The sequence below is a fragment of the Sphingobacterium olei genome (assembly GCF_005048855.1).
GTDB lineage: Bacteria > Bacteroidota > Bacteroidia > Sphingobacteriales > Sphingobacteriaceae > Sphingobacterium > Sphingobacterium olei.
Genome location: NZ_SUME01000002.1, coordinates 453,836 through 475,115, shown reverse-complemented (window position 1 = coordinate 475,115; position 21,280 = coordinate 453,836). Strand labels below are relative to the sequence as shown.

Below are 21,280 nucleotides of genomic sequence, written 5' to 3'. Positions count from 1 at the left end.
CATATGAATAAGAAAATCCAATTGAAGGGGATTACATGGGGGCATTCACGTGGTCTGTTGCCCATGGTGGCGACAGCGCAGCGTTTTGAAGAATTGCATCCAAATGTAGAAATCATTTGGAGGAAGCGTACCCTACAGGAGTTTGCAGATAAATCAATCGCACAGCTATCCGAGGAATACGACCTTATGGTCATTGATCATCCATGGACGGGACATGCTGCGGCGCAGAAGAGGGTTGTTGCCCTCGATGAGGTGCTTTCCAAAGCTTTTTTGGAAGATCAGAAGGGAAATAGTGTAGGTAAGTCGTACACCAGTTATAATTTTGAAGGATTACAGTGGGCGTTACCCATTGACGCGGCTACGCCGGTAGCGGCCAGTCGGCCAGATTTGTTGGCCGAGTCAGGGATTGCGGTTCCAAAAACATTTGATGAGCTGTTGGCGTTGGCAAAAATAGGAAAAGTGGCTTTTGCGCTGATTCCTATTGATGTGCTGATGAGTTTTTATATGTTTTGCTGCTCACTGGGAGAAGACCCCTGCCTGACTACCGAGCGCATAATCAGCGAAGAAGTTGGAGTTAAGGCATTAAAACTATTTAAATCCTTGGCTGATCATGTTGATGAGCGTTTTTATAACAAAAATCCTTTTATGGTATACGAGGATATGGTAAACAATGACGATATTGCTTACTGTCCTTTCGCGTACGGGTACTCTAACTATTCGCGTGATGGCTATGGACGCAAAGTCTTGCATTTCCACGATCTGGTCGCTTTGGGAGAAAAAGGGCCGATGATAAGTACGCTCGGTGGAGCGGGATTAGCGATATCGTCCAAATCAAACCATATCGATGTTGCGGCTAAATATGCGGAGTTCGTGGCATCACCCGAAATACAGGCTACAATATACGTCGAAAATGGAGGACAACCTGGCCACTTGAAGGCTTGGAAAGACGAAGAGGTAAATAGACGGACAGCAGATTTCTTTGGGCAAACTTTGCCTACATTGGAACGTGCTTTTCTAAGGCCGAGATATTATGGTCATATGCATTTTCAAGATCATGCTGGGGATGTAGTGGTTGAATATTTAAGAAATGGTGGTGATGAACTATCAGTATTAGCAACGCTGAATACCATGTATAAAGAATCGTTACAATTAGTTGGAAGTAATGAATAGACCATTAGAAGGATTGTTGGTACTGGAGTTCTCGCAGTTTATGGCGGGACCCACTGCAGGATTACGTCTTGCCGATTTAGGCGCGCGCGTGATCAAAATCGAGCGCCCCGGCGCAGGAGAGTCTGGTAGACAGATTGCTATTAAAAACATATTTGTAGATGATAGCAGTTTGGTGTTTCACACAATCAACCGAAATAAAGAATCCTTTGCCGCAGATTTAAAAAATCCGCAAGATCTGGCCATCATCAAGCAATTGATTAGGAAAGCAGATGTGATTACACATAATTTCAGGCCAGGCATCATGGAAAAGTTGGGTTTAGATTATGCGAATGTATGCCTTATTAATGACCAGATTATCTACGCTACGGTAACAGGCTATGGCAAAGAAGGGCCGTGGGCCAAGAAACCGGGACAAGATCTGTTGGTACAATCGATGTCGGGATTAGCCTGGCTGTCGGGGAACGAAAATGATGGGCCGGTGCCATTTGGTTTGGCTGTCATCGATATGTATTGTGCTACCCACTTGACACAAGGGATATTGGCGGCACTGTTGAAACGTTCGCGTACACATAAAAGTGTATTGGTAGAAGTAAGCTTGTTGGAATCTGCATTGGATATGCAATTTGAGGTATTAACGACACATATGAATGACGGAGGTAAGCTGCCGCAACGTAGTAATGTGCGCGGAGGAGGACATGCTTATTTAAGTGCTCCCTATGGGCTGTATCGTACGGCAAACGGCTATCTTGCCTTAGCTATGGGAAATTTGCAATTTTTGGCAAGTATTTTGAATCTGTCCGGAGATTATTACCAGCAAAAAGATAAATGGTTTTCTGCACGCGATATCATTATGAAGGAAATTGGTGACGTTGTACTTCAGAAGACGGCAACGGAATGGGTATCTCTGCTCGAATCTGAGGGGATTTGGTGCATGGCAGTCAATGATTACCATCAGTTTTTGAACAGTGAAGGATTTGCCAACGCACGTATGATACAAAACATAAGGCTACACGATGACACGTTGTTACAAACCACGAGGAGTGTATTTTGCATCGATGGACATTACCTATTTACAGACAAGCCCGCGCCTCAGGTAGGACAAGATAACGAAAAAATTAAAAAAGATTATTTGCAAAGCTGATATGTTGCCATTAACCGATTTTACAGTAGTAGACTTTAGTCAATTTCTCTCAGGACCTCTCGCGAGTCTGCGATTAGCGGATTTGGGTGCCCGAGTGATTAAAATTGAAAAGCCGGATACGGGAGATATCTGCAGGCAGATGTACACCTCCGATACAGTACTTAATGAAACATCAACGGTATTCCATGCGATCAATCGCAATAAAGAGAGTATTGCCTTGGATATTAAAGATGAAGCGGATCGCGACATTATCATCAAGCTTATTGAACGGGCGGACGTGGTGATGCACAACTTTAGACCGGGCGTCATGGAACGACTCGGATTTGATTATGCCACGGTAAGCGAAATTAACCCGAAGGTAATCTATGGGGAGATATCGGGTTATGGTGAGACAGGCCCTTGGGCCAAGAAGCCGGGACAGGACTTATTGTTGCAATCAATTACAGGCATGACCTGGCTAAGTGGGAATGAAGGCAATGGCCCGGTCCCTATGGGTTTGTCTATTGTCGATATGTTTGCTGGAGCCAACCTCAGTAGTGCCATACTGTCTTGTTTATATAGAAAAGCCATGCATGATCTGGGTGCACACATTAAAGTGAGCATGTTAGATTCGGCTGTTGATATTCAGTTTGAAGCGGTTACCACCTACTTTAGAGATGGAGGTCAATTGCCGCAGCGCACAGCAGTAAGTAATGCACATGCCTATCTCGGAGCACCTTATGGGATATACAAGACCCGAGATGGATTTCTCGCCTTGGCTATGGGGTCGATTCCCTTTCTTGGAAAACTGTTGAGCTGTGAAGTTTTGACCGATTTTACAGATGGCGAGCAGGCTTTTGTGCGACGCGATGCCATCAAAGATATATTGGGGCAGCATCTGGCAACGCAAGAAACAAGCTATTGGTTAGAAATTTTAGAAGCTGCTGATATATGGTGCGCTGATGTGCTGGATTGGAACCGATTATTGCAACACGATGGTTTTAAGGTGCTGGATATGATACAACAGGTCACTATGGGTGATGGGTTTTCCTATGCTACGACCCGCTGTCCGATACGAATTGATGGGCAAGTGCTGTATTCGGACAAGGGATCCCCTAAATTAGGGGAGCATAACCAAAAAATTATAAACGAACTGTATGGCTAAATTACGTTTCGCTGTTAGAAAATTTGATCCTTTTGAGCAAGCTTTGCTTAAATTTTGGCATCAATATAAGGAACTATATGCGGTAGATGTGGATATCGAATTCGTACCCTTGGATTTAGAAGAGTTATACGATACCCTGTTCGTGCAACATGGGCTTCGTAATGGCAATTGGGATCTTGTGCATATCAATACCGACTGGATTGCACAAGCTTTTGAACAAGGCGACTTACACGTTTTAAATGAGTACTTGAATCGTAATCCTCCCGAGGATTATGCTAGAGCATGGAGTTCGAGCTTGCTAGGATTTCAAAATTTTGAAGGACAGATCGTTGGACTTCCTTTTCATGATGGTCCGGAATGTTTGGTAATTCGTAAAGACCTTTTTGAAAGTGAAAAAGAACAGCAACAGTTTTTCAATATGCATAAGCGGGAATTAGCTGTTCCAAAAACGTGGGAAGATTTTCTTTTGGTTGCCGAATTCTTTACAAGACCTCAGGACAATTTGTATGGAACTGTCTTTGCCGGTTATCCCGATGGACACAATGCGGTGTTTGACTTCTGTATACAGCTGTGGTCCAGAGGAGGTGAATTGCTGGATAAACATGGACAGGTAAGTCTGGATCAAACGACTGCGGTGGAGGCTCTGGATTTTTACAGAAGCTTGTTTCGGGATAGGCGTTGCTTGCATCCAAATTCGGTAACATACGAATCCGTGCAGGCGGGAGAGGCTTTTGCAAGGGGAGAAGTCGCGATGATGGTCAATTGGTTTGGTTTTGCCTCTTGGGCTCAAATTGATTCGGCGTCTACTGTGCGAGGTCAAGTAGAGATTGCGCCTATACCGGCTAATGAAAATATTTCTGCACCTTCACTCAATGTGTACTGGCTGTATGCGATCGCCGAAGGAAGTAAACATAAAGCATTGGCGTACGACTTTATACGTTTTGCAGTCGCTAAAGAGCAGGATAAAGCCCTGTCATTGGGAGGTGCTGTCGGTTGTCGTTATTCGACTTGGTATGATGCCGATATTAATGCCCAGATTCCGTTTTACAATAAGCTCGCTGCGCTCCACGAAACTGCCCGTACGCTACCGCGAATAGCGAACTGGTCTGATGTAGCACATATTATTGATCATACCGTTACTTCTGCTATCCACAGTGAGAAAGACAGTTTGACCCTTTTAAAAGAAGCTCAGGAAAAACTTTCAGGTGGTGGTAACAGTAAAACCATGAAAGCTCTTGATGGCCATTGAGAACAAATACACGCAGAAAAAATAAATTCATTGCTATGTTAAACATTGAATACAAAGCCATATTACCTAAAACAAAGCTACCTATTGTTATTATTGGAGCGGGAGGCATTGTGAAGGATGCCCATCTGCCAGCTTACAAAAAAGCGGGTTTTGAGGTGTATGGTATCGTAAATCGTACGAAGCCTAAAGCCGAGGCCTTGGCAGCGGAGTTTGCTATACCCCATGTATTTGATTCGGTAGCTGATGCCGTTGCGCAGGCTCCTGCAGATACCGTCTATGATATTACGATCATGCCCAGCCAGTTTATCGAAACTTTGGAAGCGTTGCCCAATGGGGCGGCGGTATTGATACAGAAGCCCATGGGTGATTATTTTTCCGAAAGTAAAGCTATTTTAGAAGTTTGCCAACGTAAAGGTCTAGTTGCGGCAATCAACTGCCAGTTAAGACAGGCACCGTTTGTGAATGCTGCGCGCTGGTTAATCGAAAAGGGATATATTGGAGAGATCTACGATATGGAAGTGCGGGTCACGGTGCAGACACCTTGGGAATTATTTCCCCATGTCATGGTACATCCCCGCCTCGAAATACTATACCATAGCGTACACTATATCGACCTGATCCGTTCCTTTTTAGGGAATCCAGCAAGCATATATGCCAAGACATTGAAACACCCTGCAAAGGCTTTATCTTCGAGCAGAACAACCTTGTTGTTTGACTATGGTGATACGGTACATGCTGTCGTGAATACCAATCACGATCACGACTTTGGTGCGAGACATCAGGAGAGTTATATCAAATGGGAAGGTACTAAAGGTGCTATCAAAGCAAAGATGGGCCTGTTGATGAATTATCCCGATGGAGTGCCGGATGCATTTGAATATGGTATCAAAGATGAAAATGGACAGTGCGAGTGGGTAACCTTTCCGATTGAAGGCTCGTGGTTTCCGGATGCTTTTATCGGTAGCATGGGAAGTTTGATGCGATTCAAATTAGGCGAAATTAACGTATTACCGGCTGCAGTGGAGGATGTTGTTGATACCATGGCGGTGGTGGAAGCTGCATATCAAAGTAGTGCGAGAGGCGGACAATCCGTCAATTACAAGGTTTAAAAAACAAAGAATAACGATAAAAGACTAAGAACGTGGATAGTTCTGATATCTAAATACTAACATCTAAAAATATGCATTTCGAATCGATATTTTACGAAGATTACACGTTGGAGGATAAACGTGTAACATTGGGGCGAACCATTACAGAGACTGACTTTGTGGTTCACGCTGGCCATACCGGCGATTTTTTTCCGCATCATATGGATGCAGAATGGTGCAAAACACAGCCCTTTGGTCAACGGATCGCCCATGGAACGATGATTTTTGCCATCGGTATTGGTTTGACGGCGTCCGTGATCAACCCGGAAGCCTTTTCAAAAGGTTATGATCGTTTACGTTTTGTAAAGCCGGTTTTCATAGGCGACACCATTCACGTGGAAGTTACTATTTCTGAAAAATCGGAGGCTAAGAACCCAGAATACGGTACTGTGGTAGAGCATGTCGAGGTGATTAACCAGCATGGGCAGGTCGTATTGGTAGCGGATCATATTTTGCTGGCCAAACGTAAAGAAACAACTTCTAAATAACCTTCAATATATTGACGTATGCATATCGATTCAACTAAAAAAGTGACCGTTACCGGTAATCCCAAGAATTATCTGTTTCCTTTTATACTTGTTGTTAGTTTATTTTTCTTGTGGGGTATTGCCCATAATTTGAATGGTGTGTTGATTCCGCATTTGAAAAAGGCCTGTCAGCTGGACAATAGTCAATCCGCTCTGGTGGATACCTCTGTTTTCTTCGCTTATTTTATCATGGCGCTACCTGCGGGACTTCTATTGCGTAAGTTGGGCTACAAAGTTTCAATCGTTATTGGCCTCCTCGCCTTTTCATTGGGCGCTTTCCTGTTTATTCCTGCCGCCAACGCGCGAATGTACGAACTGTTTTTGGTGGCGTTGTTCATTATTGGTTGTGGGCTGGCTGTATTGGAGACCGCGGCAAATCCCTATGCGACCATATTGGGGCCTCCTGAGTCGGCCACACAACGTATCAATCTGGCTGCTTCATTTAATGGGTTAGCAGCGATGTTAGGACCCATTCTAGGAACGGTATTCATTCTTTCGGGAACAAGCTATACCGCTTCGGAATTGGAGGCTATGGCGGAAGCTGAACGCTTGACCTATTTAGCTTCAGAAGCTTCTTCCGTTAAACTGCCCTATTTTGTATTGGGAGTTATTTTATTGTTGGTTGCTGTCATTTTCATGTTTGTGAAGCTTCCGGAGATTAAGGAGACGCAATCGGTAGTAGGAGAAAGTAGCGAAAAGAAAAGCCTATTTGCCGTGCTACGGCATAAGAATCTGACTTTTGCCGTTGTGGCTCAATTTTTCTATGTAGGAGCTCAAGTTTGTGTCACTAGTTTTTTTATTCGTATGGCGCAACAAGGGGCTGGTGTAGATGAAAAAACAGCAGGATACTATTTGGGTGTGTACGGACTTTTATTTATGGTCGGTCGGTTTGTTGGCACATTTCTTCTAAAATACACTACGGCAAATCGACTATTATCCATCTACACATTGGTATCTGTTTTATTGGCGGCCACGGCTGTTTTTGGATCAGGTATGGTGGTTTTATACGCTTTGGGTGGTTTAGGCTTCTTTATGTCTATTATGTTTCCCACGATCTTCTCATTGGGTATCGCAAATTTGGGTAACGAAACAAAACAAGCATCGTCGTGGCTGATTATGTCCATTGTCGGAGGAGCAATCTTTCCTTTCCTCATGGGGGATATTATAGACAATGCAAATGATAATACACAGATAGGGTATGTAATTCCATTGGTATGTTATGCCGTGATTCTATGGTATGCTGCAAAAGGTTACAAACCTGTTTCGATTAAATAAAGCAGTATGCCCATGCTAACATAATATAATAGCTAGAGAAAATCTTATAACTATACAAGGGGCTTTTGAGGTAAGTTTGTATTTGATGGATAACGCCAAACTCAATTGTTCAGTGAAGAAGAAGTATGCGTAGACATCATGCGAAGCCAATTGGATATTAAAATGGATATCATGTTTATAAAGAAAATTACGTCTTTCTGTTGTTGTTTGTTTTCCGCTGTTACGCTGTTTGCACAGCAGGGAGCTACCTGGATCTGGTATCCTGGTGATTTTGAGGTATGGTTAAGCAACGATATGCAAAATCGCAGAACAGAAAGAGGAACATTCTTTCCGCCGTTTTGGCGAATGGATAGCCACTATGTATTGGTAGAGTTCCACAAGGAGTTTGACGTACCTGCGGATGAAGAGATAACGATCGTAGCCGAAGGAAAGTACAATGTCAAGGTGAATGGGAAAATGCTACCTGGTATGCCTGCAAAGATCGATCTTAAAAAAGGAAAACAAAAAGTAAATATTAAGGTTTATAACCAAGGGCAGGTACCGGCCTTATACGTCTCAGGTAAAACCGTGAATACCAACAAAGATTGGTTAGTTACGTTTGAGGACAAAGAATGGATCGATGAGACAGGAAAGGCTTCTGATCAATCGGGTACGACCTATGTCAAAGCAGGCTACTGGAATTTTGATCAACCTACGCAGTTCCCTTCTAAATTTAAGCTCCCTACCCGACAGGAAGAATCTATATCGACTACACAACAGGGCAAAGGTACATTAGTCGATTTCGGTAAGAATACGTTTGGCTTTCTAACCTTTCACCAGCTAAAAGGTAACGGAAAACTGTCTGTGTACTATGGCGAATCAAAAGAAGAGGCTTTGGGCATCGCGACGTGTGAAACCTTAGATTATATCGATGTATCGCGTGCTTCATCAACCGATAGCACGTTGGATCTGTCTAAAGCCTTTCGCTACGTCTACATCGAAAAGGAGGGAAATATCAGCTATGACAAGGTGTCTATGCAATATGAATACCTCCCTGTGGAAGACCGAGGAGCATTCAAAAGCTCGGATGAAGAGCTCAACAACATTTGGGAAGTAGCTAAATATACGATGGAGTTGACATCGCGTGAGTTTTATATCGATGGCATAAAAAGGGATCGTTGGATCTGGAGTGGCGATGCCTACCAATCTTATGCGATGAATTATTATTTAGGCTTTGATTCCGAAACGGTGAAGCGTACAATATTGGCATTGCGGGGTAAAGAACCGACCATGACGCATATCAATACCATTATGGATTACACATTCTATTGGTTTTTGAGCATTTACGACTACTATCAGTATACAGGAGATAAGGAATTTATCGAAGCGGTATATCCCCGTATGCAAAGCTTAATGGAATTCTGTTTGGGACGTCGCAACAAAGACGGACTGATGGAAGGTCTCTCCGGAGATTGGGTTTTTATCGATTGGGCGGACGGTCTGAGTAAAAAGGGAGAGGTTAGTTTCGAGCAATTGTTGCTGTGCCGCAGCTTGGAGACAATGGCGCTATGTGCCGAATTGTTGCAACAAAAGGACGATCAGGATTTTTATGCCAAGGAAGCGAAGTCATTAAAGACGAAACTGTTCGAATACTATTGGAACCCGACCAAACAGGCCTTCGTACACAGCCGAATTAATGGAGAACAGACAGAAAACGTGACCCGTTATACCAATATGTTTGCGATATTCTTCGACTATATGTCCAAGGAGCAACAACAAGGGATCAAAACTAATGTACTGTTAAATGATCAGGTGCAAAAGATCATGACACCCTATATGCGCTACTATGAATTGGAAGCTCTCTGTGCAATGGGGGAAAAGGACTATGTCATGCGACAAATAAAGGAGTACTGGGGAGGGATGCTGAAGCTTGGCGCGACTACTTTTTGGGAGGAATACAACCCCGCTAAATCGGGAGCAGAACATTATACCATGTATGGTCGTGAGTTTGGAAAAAGTCTTTGCCATTCTTGGGGAGCAAGTCCGATCTACCTTTTGGGAAAATATTATTTAGGGGTGAAACCAACTTCGGCCGGATACCAAACCTATGAAATTGAGCCGTATTTGGCTTCTTTGCAATGGATGGAAGGTAAAGTGCCTACACCTGCGGGAGAGATCGATCTGTATGTTTCTGCAACTAAGATAAAAGTGCAATCTCCTACAGGAATCGGTACGCTAAAGATAAAGAGTAAAACAAAACCGAAGTCCAAGAACGGCACAATCGTCCAATTGAATAAGGAGACATATACCCTAGAAGTACGGGCAGGTGTGGCATACGAAATCGACTATAAGTTATAGTTTGATTTATCATCCTGCATGTAATGAACGATTTATTCGTAAGTGTGAAGCGTTTAGATCCCCGTCTTCCGGTAGGCAGCAAAAATCGTGAAGATATAGGACCGTAAATGGAAAGATTAATGACAAAAAAACTAAGCATATTATTTATTACCATATTGGGTAGTTGCATAGCAAATGGACAAACCGTGGATGGTAAACCTGCGGTAATTCCACCCGTACCGGACGGTAAGATTGCGTCGGCTTGGGAAGATCCACTGATCACATCGATCAATAGAGAACCTGCCCGGGCAACATCATATTCCTATGCGAGTATCGAAGAGGCTTTACAGAATAATCGGGAGCAAAATCAACGCTTGTTGTTTCTAAATGGGATGTGGGATTTTAAGTTTGTTTCGAAGCCTGCCGATGCTCCTAAGGATTTTCACCTACAGGCAGTGACGGGTTGGGATAAGATTCAGGTACCTTCCAACTGGGAAATGCAGGGCTATGATATTCCGATCTACCGCTCTGCAGTCTACCCTTTCAAGCCTATTGATCCTCCACGTATACCGACGGATTATAATGCTGTGGGATCTTATCAGAAGATCTTTGATCTGCCCGAACATTGGGACGGCATGAATGTGACATTGCATTTCGGTGGAGTGAGTTCTGCTTACCACGTATGGATTAATGAACACTATGTCGGTTATGCAGAAGATTCCTGTTTGCCATCTGAATTTAACGCTACACCTTATCTAAGAAAAGGCAAAAACCGAATTTCTGTACAGGTAATCCGTTGGAGTGATGCTTCTTATCTGGAAGACCAAGACCATTGGCGCATGAGCGGGATACAACGCGAGGTTTTCTTGATGGCAGAGCCAAAAGTACGTATCGGGGATTTTCACTGGCAGGCCAAGCTCGATGAAAATTATACCCACGCCAAATTCTCCCTGCGACCTAAGATTGATAATTTTTCCGGCGACAGCATCAACGGATTTACAGTAAAGGCACAGCTGTACGGAGCGGATGGTGAACCTCTTTTTGCAAACGGATTAGAAAAGAATGCGACTGAGATCTTCAATGAGATCTATCCTCGACTGGATAATGTGAAATTTGGTTTGTTGGAAACGACTGTAGAAAACCCGAAGAAATGGTCGCCTGAACAGCCAAATCTGTACCAATTGGTTATATCATTGTATGACCAAAACAATAAGCTATTGGAAGCCAAAAGCTGCGACGTAGGATTCCGAAGTGTAGAATTTTCGAAGACTACCGGAAAACTACTGATCAATGGCAAAACCACATATTTTTATGGTGTAAATCGTCACGATCACCATCCTGTACGTGGTAAAGCCTTGACGCGGGCGGATATGGAAGCAGATATCCGTCAGATTAAGGCGTTTAATTTCAATGCGATCCGCACGTCACACTATCCCAATGACCCCTACGTTTATGAATTGTGCAACAAGTACGGATTGATGATAATGGACGAGGCTAATCTCGAAACCCACGGTCTAGGGGGCAAGTTAATGAACGATCCGCGCTGGTTGTCGGCTCATATGGAACGGGTAATGCGTATGTTGGAGCGGGACAAAAACCATCCTTCAATCGTGGTTTGGTCGCTGGGCAATGAATCGGGAAGAGGACCGACTACAGCGGCAATGGCTGCATGGATTCATGATTTTGATATTACGCGGCCTGTTCATTACGAACCGGCCATGGGCAGCCATCAGTTGCCTGGTTATATCGATCCATCGGATCCACGCTATCTAAAGTCCAATGATCATGCGAATCGTACCCAAAATATCCAGGATCAGTATTATGTTGATATGGTATCCCGTTTTTATCCAGGCATACACACACCAAAATTATTGCTCGACCAAGATAATGGCGATAAAAGACCTATTCTATTTGTTGAATATTCGCACTCTATGGGTAATTCGACGGGCAATATGAGGGATTTTTGGGATATTTTTAGAACATACCCTCGGCTCGTGGGTGGATTTATTTGGGATTATAAAGATCAGGGCTTAATCCGTCGCGACAGTGTGTATGGCGACGTGCTGGCTTACGGTGGGGACTTTGGCGAGAAGATTCATAATGGCGCGTTCAATCTGAACGGTATTGTCGATTCTTGGGGCAGACCGAAGGCAGCAATGTATGACAACAAGCGTATCTATCAACCAGCTGAAGTGTTGTTGATAGATACCGCTGAGCTGATTGTGCAGATTAAGAACAGAGCTGCAGTGCTTGATTTAGGCTATTATACACCTTATGTATTGATCCGTGAAAATGGGGTAGTTGTCAGTGAAGTAAAAACAGATCCGGTTTCTTTAGCAGCAGGCGACTCTTCAAGACTATCCCTGGCTAAATATATGCAGGTGAAACCTAAACAAAACCGAGAGTATCAGATTGATGTACAGTTCCGCCTGCGGACAGATGAAACTTGGGCAAAGGCCGGATTTGTCGTGTCTTCATCTCAATTACGCTGGAAATCATTGGAGAAATTTGCTACGACAATGAAAGCCGCTTCAGGAAAATTGGATATCGTGGAATCAACCGATCAATATCTGGTAAAAGGCAACAGTTTCGAAGTACGGTTTAACAAGAATAACGGCGCATTGGCGAGTTATACGTCCAAGGGACAAGAGGTAATCAAAGAAGCGATCTTGCCAAACTTCGTGCGCCCCGCTACTGAAAATGAAAGACGGGGATGGAAGCCGCAGCATAAACTGAAATATTGGTACAACGCACTTCATTTCCGCGAGATGACAACCAAGGAGGAAAAGGATGCATTTCTTGTAGAATCGACTTATGTTTTACCGCAGGACTCTGCCGTTGTACGCGTCTCTTATCATGTAGATGGAGGAGGAGTTGTTAATATACAGTACCAGTTGATCGTAAAAGAAGGACTTCCGAATATACCGAAAGTGGGTCTGAAAATGGGTGTGAACCCTGGTTTTGAACAGGTGCAATACTACGGGTTGGGTGAGATGGAAACTTACCCTGATCGTGCATACGGATTTGATTTAGGGGTTTATGAAATGAATTTAGAAAAATTTATGGAGCCTTATCTCACGCCGCAGGAAAATGGAAATCGCATGGATGTGCGTTGGTTTGCTATGCGGAAGAAAGATACCGGTGTTTTGATTGTGGGGAATCAGCCGCTGAATGTTAGTGCATGGCCTTATTCGCATGAGCAGATCGAAGAAAAAAAGCATTGGTTTAAACTGGAGAAAGAAGATAAGATCACCGTAAACGTAGATTTCAAAACGATGGGAGTCGGCGGTAATGATAGCTGGACTGACGTTTCCCAACCCTTACCTCAATATCAAATTCCGTCGCAAAATTACAGCTATGGGTTTCGGATTATTCCCGTGCAGAAGAATACAGATGTTAAATCCGTGTTTAGTAATTAAAAACGTGCAGTGCGACTGTCGGGACAAATCCAAGGGCTGTAGGAAGTAACTCTAAAAGCGATATAACGCTATTAGAAAATATGATAGAAAGAAAATGAAAGAGAATCTAAATATAGGTATTGCGTTACTTTTTAGTTGCTTTATTCTACAAAGCAACGCACAGATCAAAGGTATTCCGTCTGCTGTTGTGCCACTTTCTTCTACTTCCTATCAAGAAGCTAAGCCATGGGTTGTATGGTACTTTATGCATGCAAGCTATTCAAAAGAAGGAATAAAAGCCGATTTGGAGGCTATGGCAGCTAATAACATTGCGGGAGCCTATTTTACGCCGATCAAAGCACAGACCGATCCTCCTTTATTTGAGCCTTCTGCAGAGACACTATCCCCCGAATGGTGGGAGATGTTCCGCTACCTTGTACAGGAAGCCAAGAAGAACAACATACAGATTGCGCTCTTTCCGAATGATGGTTTCGCGACAGCCGGAGGACCATGGATTACACCCGAAACGTCTATGCAGAAAGTGGTGTATGCCGACACGATTATACATGTTCAGCAAGAGGGGAGGGTTAACATCCATTTACCGCAACCGGAAAAACTTCACGATTATTACCAGGATATTCAATTGTTTGCGATTCCACTTGCAAAGCAGTTTAGGATCAGCTATAACGAATCCCCAAAGGTCAGTACGAGTTACGATGAAAATTTGGAACGATTAGCCCTAAGGGATAATTCCGAGCGTTTTTCTTCTTCCCAGCCCGGTTGGATTCAGTATGAATTTATGGAACCTTTTCCATGCAACGCGATAAGGATCCAGCGTAAAGCAAATAACTACGGTGCTAATAGATTTAAGATATTGATTAGCAATGATGGGCAGCACTTCGAAGAGTTGATCCGTTTGCAATCCCCTCGTACAGGGTGGTTGGATTGGGACAACGGCGTAACGCATACGATACCGTATACGCAGGCCAAGCATTTTCGATTTGTATTTGATCCTGCAGGCTCAGAGCCGGGTGGAGAGGATTTGGATGCGGCAAAATGGAAACCTTCGATTAATCTTTTGGGAATTACCCTTTTTGAAGAAGCAAAGATAAATCAGTTCGAAGGGAAAACGGGAGAGGTTTGGCGGGTATCGTTGCCAACAACTGCTTCCGACGTGCACCCTGAAAGCATCTTGAAGGGTGAAAATATGGTACGCCTACAGCCTGCAACAGTTGATGATGCAGTCGAAGTTGCATTGCCGCAAGGAACGTGGAGAATCTTACGTATTGGACATACGACCACCGGACACAAAAATGAAACCGCAGGTGCAGGGAAAGGGCTAGAATGCGATAAATTAGATGCAGATATTGTCGCTTTCCAGTTTGAACAATGGTTTGGCAAGGCCAAGCAGTCGGTTAGTCCCGAATTGTCGAATGACGTGTTAACGGTATTTCATATTGACTCCTGGGAGTCGGGAAGCCAAAACTGGACCAGACATATGCAAGCCGAATTTCGAGAAAGAAGAGGTTACGACCTAACAGAGTACCTCCCTGTATTGGCCGGTTATGTGGTAAATAGTGCAGAAGCTTCCGAAGCCTTTCTACACGATTATCGAGAAACGATTAATGACTTACTGCAGGAAAAGGGTTTTCAGACCTTACGACGGATGTCGGACAAATATGGTGTGGAGTTTACCGCAGAGGCAACCGCTCCGATTATGACAAGTGATGGTCTATCGCATTTTACCTACACGGATCGTACGATGGGCGAGTTTTGGTTTAGGAGCCCTTCACATGATAAACCGAATGATATATTGGATGCCGTTTCGGGAGGACATATTTATGGAAAGAATATCGTAATGTCTGAAGCATTTACGCAAATCCGTATGGAATGGGATGAACATCCGCGTTTGTTAAAATCATTGCAAGATAGAAACTATGCTTTGGGGGTAAACAACTTGGCCTATCATGTCTATGTACACAACCCATGGATGGACCGTAAACCGGGTATGACTTTAGATGGTGTAGGAACCTATTTTCAACGTGATCAGACGTGGTGGAAACCTGGAAAGGCTTGGATAGATTACGCGATACGCACTCAGCAGCTGTTGCAGCATGGAAAGCCGGTGCGCGATATCGCTGTATTTATCGGCGAAGAAATGCCGAGACGATCGATTTTGCCGGATCGGCTTGTGCGCACGCTTCCAGGCATCATTGGCGAACCTCGTGTAAATCATACCGATTCTTTATTACGTAATGAAGGACAGCCCATGCAGAAGATAACGGCAGTCAGTACATCGGCTAATATGTATAACCCCGTCGATTGGATAGACCCGTTGCGTGGTTATGCTTATGATTCTTTCAATCCGGATGTATTGCTTAAAAACGCAAAGGTAGTAGATGGCGAAGTGCTATTATCAGACCATATTGCCTACCGATTATTAGTGGTGCCGGGTAAGCATTTTTTGAATCCAAATCCTGCTTACTATTCGTTGGCTGTGCTTGAAAAATTTAATGCGCTTATTGAACAAGGAGCTACTGTGCTTTTCCATGAAAGGCCGACAGCACTACTTGGACATGTATCTACGGCGGATTCACTTGCTTTTACGAATATAGTGAATAAGCTGTTTGGAAATATGCTAGCTAAAGGATCATTGTTATATAAAGCCGTTGGTAAAGGGAATGTCTACGTGGGAACTTATTCATCTGATAATTTTATGGACTTGGGTATCGAGGAAGACGTCCTCATCAATGATAAAAATAACAAGATTATCGCATGGAATCATCGTCGTTTTGATGGAGGAGATAGTTATTTTTTCTCCAATCAGGATAGTGTAGTCCATCAGGCTACTTTTTCGGTTCGAGCGCAAGCTTCACACGCGTATGTATATGATGCGGTTCAGGATAGATTAATCTCCTTAGCATTTACGGTGGATGCAGGACGCTCGAAATTTACGCTGCCGTTCGATGCCTATCAATCATTTTTTGTTCTGTTCAGTGAAAAGAAGATTTCATTGCCACAATGGGAGAAGGGTAAGGTAAATACGTTAGAAGGACAATGGATCGTCCAGCTCGCTGGTGTTCCTCACGATCCGATCGTACAGCAGATACCAGATCTTTGGACGACTTCCGCGATAAAAGATATACGCTACCATTCCGGGATGGGAAGCTATAGCTTAACATTTGACCAACGCAAAAAAATAGGTAAGCAACGTGTCGTATTGGAGTTGGATGATGTGGAAAATTTAGCAGAGGTGGTATTGAATGATAGTCCTGTTGGTGTAGTGTGGACGAAGCCTTACGAAATTGATGTGACGGACTATTTAAAGGTTGGTAAAAACAAGTTGGAAATAAAAGTTTATAATACCTGGGGTAATCGCTTTGGTTATGAAAGCCGCGAAATACCAAAAGAACAGCTTGTGCAGACAACTGCTACACCGAAATTTCTCAAAGGATTACAACCCGCAGGACTGAAAGGTGACGTGAAACTACGTTGGTATAAACGAAAATAAGAAGAATTACAGATATGAGCTGGAGTAAAGTAATTTATATATGTGGTCTTGCATTTGCCTGCGCGCCTATCGCAAATGGACAGGACAAAGCCATAACGAATACATCTGATAGTCCCTTTGCTGTAAAGCAAGCAATTAACATGGGAGATGTATCATGGACAAGGGGATTTTGGGCAGATCGTACAGCCGTATGTGTAGATCGTATGGTGCCGCATTTATGGGATGTGTATACCGATGCGGAGATCAGTCATGCCTATCGCAACTTTGAAATTGCGGCTGGCTTACAGACCGGTGAGCATAAGGGCCCCTCCTTCCATGATGGCGATTTTTATAAGACGTTGGAAGCTGTTTGTGCCATCTATGCGCAGACTAAGGACAAAAAATTACTCCAGTTGCTGGACGAGGTGATCCCCGTGATCGCCAAAGCACAACGTGCTGACGGATATATCTATACAAAGGCCACCATCGATCAGCGAAATGCCGGGTTAAATATCGAATTTCAGGATCGCCTGAGCTTCGAATCCTATAATATCGGGCATTTGATGACAGCTGCCTGCATACATTATCGGGTAACCGGGGAAACCAATCTTCTGGATATCGCGGTAAGAGCTGCGGACTATTTGTACGGTTTTTACAAAAAGTCCAATCCGACATTGGCGCGTAATGCGATTTGCCCTTCCCATTATATGGGGGTGATCGAACTCTATCGTACCACCAAACAGCCTCAATACCTCGAGTTAGCCAAACATTTGATTGATATCAAGGGAGAAATTGAAGATGGAACAGATGATAATCAGGACCGTGTTCCATTTAGGCAACAAAACAAAGCAATTGGGCATGCTGTACGTGCCACGTACCTGTATGCCGGTGTAGCTGATCTTTGTGCGGAAATGCAAGACACCACACTCAGCAATCGTCTATTTAATATCTGGGACGACATGACACAGACTAAAATGTATATCACAGGGGGTGTTGGTTCGTTATATGATGGCACTTCGCCGGATGGAACATCGTATGATCCAAAAGATGTGCAGAAAATACATCAAGCATTTGGTCGAGACTATCAATTGCCTAACCTGACGGCACATAATGAAACCTGCGCCAATATCGGCAATGTGTTATGGAACTGGCGTATGGCCAATCTCACCGGAGATGCGAAATTTATCGACGTGATGGAACTGGCATTGTATAATAGCGTGTTGTCTGGAATTAGTTTGGATGGAGATAAGTTTTTGTACACCAATCCGTTGAGTTATTCGAATAAGTTGCCGTTTCAGCAAAGGTGGTCTAAAAAGAGAGTACCTTATATCTCATTGTCCAACTGTTGCCCACCCAATGTGGTACGTACGGTCGCTGAGGTAAGCAATTATGCATATAGCGTGGCAGAAGGTCAGATATGGGTTAACTTGTACGGTGGAAACGTATTGGATACGCGGCATCATGGAAAAGCCATTAAGGTAGAGCAGGTGTCAAATTATCCATGGGATGGATCAATTGCCTTACAGGTAAAAGATGTTCCTGCTAATTATACCTTAAAACTGCGCATACCGGGCTGGGCTAAGGGTTTTGATGTCGTTAAAAATGGAAAAGCTATCGCATTTCAGAACAAAAAGGGATATGCTTTGCTGGATGGCCAGCTAAAAAAAGGTGACGTTATCCAAATTACAATCCCAATGGAAGTAGCTTTTATGGAATCTAATCCGTTAGTGGAAGAGAGCCGAGGGCAGGTGGCTGTTATGCGCGGACCTGTTGTGTATTGTTTGGAAAAAGAAGACGTAGCGGCAGATGTAGATATATTTGATTTAAAAGTCAAATTGTTTGACGATTTTAAACCCGTAGTGCGCCAAATTCATAATCAGGATATTGTACTTTTGGAAGGCAAAGCGCTGCTTGAGAACGATAAGGATTGGGATGGTCTATACCGTGAGGTGGCGGTAAGCACTAAAAAAGAAGTGCCTATCAAATTGGTGCCTTATTTTGCTTGGGGAAATCGGGAGTTTGGCGATATGTCGGTGTGGCTTCCAAGTATAAGATAATATACTAGTTTACGGCGCAAATTTGTAGGGGATAATTGAAGTTCTGTACATCGAATAAATTGAATAATAAGTATGAGTTTGAGATATCTATTTCTACTGTTGTTTTTGGGAACTGAAAGCCTATCTGGGCAAACGGATCTGGAGAAATATAATATACAGTGGACAACCCAAAGTAAAAATGCTGCTGAATCCATGCCGCTCGGGGGAAAAGATATCGGTCTGAATGTGTGGGTGGAAGACAATGATATCTTATTTTATATGGCACAGAGCGGTTCATTTGATGAGAATAATACCTTACTTAAACAGGGCCGGATCCGCTTGAGGTTATCGCCAAATCCCTTGAAAGATAATTTTAGTCAGCTGTTGCGTTTAAAAACCGGCGATATTCTCATTCGGGGAGGAAAGAAGGGACAGGAAACTGAAATTAAACTTTGGGTAGATGTCTATTCGTCTGTTATTAACATTCATGTAAACGGGGTACAAAAAATCGAAAGTGAAGTTTTCTATGAGAGTTGGCGATTTGAAGATCTCTTCCCAAAAGGAAGAGAAAACAATATGAATTCATGGAAGTGGGCTCCTCCGACAACAGTAGTTACTAAGGCCGATCGGTTTGAAGTGGCGCCATCGTTTTTTTATTTTTACCATCACAATCTGCCTACAACTGCTTTTGACACGGTGGTAGAGCAGCAACAATTGATAGCGTATAAGGATTCTTTAGTTAATCCGTTGAAAGAACGTATTTCTGGGGGAGTTCTTGCCCTGCGAAATTTGACGTTTAAGGATACTGGATTTGGGAAATACCAGAATACGGCATTTAAATATTGGCGTTTCGACAGTAAATCTGCTAGATCCAATCGTTTTCAAATTTCGCTTTTCAATGCGCAAGATTCGCTTGCGGGATGGAAATCTACCGTTACGCAGCGTGTTCAGAACCCGACAACAAAATTGGCGCAATCGAAGACACTAACTTGGTGGGCAGATTTTTGGAATAGAAGCCATATCAAAATTAATTATGAGAAAGATGAATCCGACTTGGGATTTAGGATAGGGCGCAACTATCAACTTTTCCGGTATATGCTGGCCTGTAACGCCTATGGGGAATATCCGACGAAATTCAATGGCGGACTATTTACCTATGATCCGGTCTTTGTTGACTCTAGTTATACCTTTACGCCTGACTTCCGGAATTGGGGCGGAGGCACATTTACAGCTCAAAACCAACGGTTAGTCTATTGGCCCATGTTGCGATCCGGAGATCTGGATATGATGCCTGCTCAATTTGAGTTCTACAACCGTTTGTTAACTAATGCCGAGCTGCGAACAAAAATATATTGGGGACATCGAGGGGCAAGCTTTACCGAACAACTGGAAAACTTTGGGTTACCAAATCCTGCCGAGTACGGTTGGAAAAGACCTGCGAATTTTGATGCCGGGATCGAATATAATGCGTGGTTGGAATATCAATGGGATAATGTGTTGGAATTCTGCTATATGATTCTTAAGTATCACGGATATCAGCGACAGGATATTTTACAGTATATCCCGTTAATAGAAAGTTCGCTAACGTTTTTTGATGAACATTATCAGTATTTAGCCAATCGGCGTGGACGTAAGGCACTGGACGAAAAAGGCAAACTTATTATTTATCCAGGCACCGCTGCTGAGACCTATAAAATGGCGTATAACCCGAATAGCACATTGGCCGGGTTACGAAGAGTGGCGTCGGAGCTAAGTCAATTACCTGAAACATTACTTTCAACGGAACGAAAGGAATTTTGGAAGAAGTTTTTAGATCGTTTGCCGGAGATTTCCTTTCGGGAAATAAATGGGACGGCCCTAATTGCACCGGCGATCGTGTGGGAAAGGATGAATAATACGGAGTCTCCTCAACTGTACCCCGTATTTCCTTGGGATATGTTCGGTGTCGGTCGCGATAGTTTAACGATTGCAAAAAATACCTATCTGTTAGATCCAGATGTGCAAAAGTTTCGAAGCCATGTCGGGTGGAGACAGCATAATATCTTTGCAGCCCGCCTAGGTCTGATCGATGAGGCAAAAGACTTGCTGTCTAAAAAATTGGAGGATAGCGGGAGACGATTCCCGGCATTCTGGGGTCCGGGTTTTGATTGGGTACCAGATCATAACTGGGGCGGAAGTGGTATGATAGGGTTGCAGGAGATGTTAATGCAGGAAGTAGGCGATGAAGTATATGTTTTACCAACCTGGCCCAAAGAATGGAATGTTGACTTTAAGCTCCACGGCATGGACAACAATATCCTCGAGGGAGCATGGAAGGAAAATGAATTCATCCGCTTAGAGATGAAAAACAGAACCAAGAAGATTATCAAATAGTACGATAATAAAA

The 21,280-nt window shown here is 43.5% G+C and carries 12 protein-coding genes; all 12 read left to right on the top strand.

The genetic code is table 11. The annotated features are described in order from the left end of the window. Positions 1–3 precede the first annotated feature (3 nt). The 12 genes from FAZ15_RS06340 (at position 4) to FAZ15_RS06285 (ending at position 21,267) form a co-directional block, all read left to right on the top strand. Positions 4–1,170 (top strand): ABC transporter substrate-binding protein, encoded by a 1,167-nt coding sequence (locus FAZ15_RS06340; protein ID WP_136900470.1) that lies wholly within the window; start codon positions 4–6, stop codon positions 1,168–1,170. Further along, positions 1,163–2,311: a CaiB/BaiF CoA transferase family protein gene (locus tag FAZ15_RS06335; RefSeq protein WP_136900469.1), complete on the top strand. Its 1,149-nt coding sequence runs from the start codon at positions 1,163–1,165 to the stop codon at positions 2,309–2,311. The genes FAZ15_RS06340 and FAZ15_RS06335 overlap by 8 nt, the downstream gene beginning before the upstream one ends. A gap of 1 nt (position 2,312) precedes the next feature. After that, positions 2,313–3,455, top strand: coding sequence for a CaiB/BaiF CoA transferase family protein (locus tag FAZ15_RS06330; RefSeq protein ID WP_136900468.1), 1,143 nt, complete (start codon positions 2,313–2,315; stop codon positions 3,453–3,455). Continuing rightward, positions 3,448–4,704 carry an extracellular solute-binding protein gene (locus FAZ15_RS06325; RefSeq protein WP_136900467.1) on the top strand — a complete coding sequence of 419 codons (1,257 nt, stop codon included), beginning with the start codon at positions 3,448–3,450 and terminating at the stop codon, positions 4,702–4,704. The genes FAZ15_RS06330 and FAZ15_RS06325 overlap by 8 nt, the downstream gene beginning before the upstream one ends. 35 nt (positions 4,705–4,739) lie before the next feature. Next, positions 4,740–5,813 (top strand): Gfo/Idh/MocA family protein, encoded by a 1,074-nt coding sequence (locus FAZ15_RS06320; RefSeq protein ID WP_136900466.1) that lies wholly within the window; start codon positions 4,740–4,742, stop codon positions 5,811–5,813. Positions 5,814–5,884: 71 nt separating this feature from the next. After that, positions 5,885–6,340, top strand: coding sequence for a MaoC/PaaZ C-terminal domain-containing protein (locus tag FAZ15_RS06315; RefSeq protein ID WP_136900465.1), 456 nt, complete (start codon positions 5,885–5,887; stop codon positions 6,338–6,340). Between the two features lie 18 nt (positions 6,341–6,358). Continuing rightward, positions 6,359–7,654 carry an L-fucose:H+ symporter permease gene (fucP, locus tag FAZ15_RS06310; protein WP_136900464.1) on the top strand — a complete coding sequence of 432 codons (1,296 nt, stop codon included), beginning with the start codon at positions 6,359–6,361 and terminating at the stop codon, positions 7,652–7,654. 171 nt (positions 7,655–7,825) lie between these two features. After that, positions 7,826–9,991 (top strand): alpha-L-rhamnosidase-related protein, encoded by a 2,166-nt coding sequence (locus FAZ15_RS06305; RefSeq protein ID WP_136900463.1) that lies wholly within the window; start codon positions 7,826–7,828, stop codon positions 9,989–9,991. A 119-nt stretch (positions 9,992–10,110) separates the two neighbouring features. After that, positions 10,111–13,389 (top strand): glycoside hydrolase family 2 TIM barrel-domain containing protein, encoded by a 3,279-nt coding sequence (locus FAZ15_RS06300; protein ID WP_136900462.1) that lies wholly within the window; start codon positions 10,111–10,113, stop codon positions 13,387–13,389. A 94-nt stretch (positions 13,390–13,483) separates the two neighbouring features. After that, entirely contained in the window at positions 13,484–16,879 is a 3,396-nt protein-coding gene (locus FAZ15_RS06295; RefSeq protein ID WP_136900461.1) for a glycosyl hydrolase, read from the top strand. Positions 16,880–16,893: 14 nt separating this feature from the next. Further along, entirely contained in the window at positions 16,894–18,915 is a 2,022-nt protein-coding gene (locus tag FAZ15_RS06290) for an aceric acid hydrolase (protein ID WP_136900460.1), read from the top strand. A 72-nt stretch (positions 18,916–18,987) separates the two neighbouring features. Further along, entirely contained in the window at positions 18,988–21,267 is a 2,280-nt protein-coding gene (locus FAZ15_RS06285) for a DUF5703 domain-containing protein (protein ID WP_136900459.1), read from the top strand. The last annotated feature ends 13 nt before the right edge of the window (positions 21,268–21,280 follow it).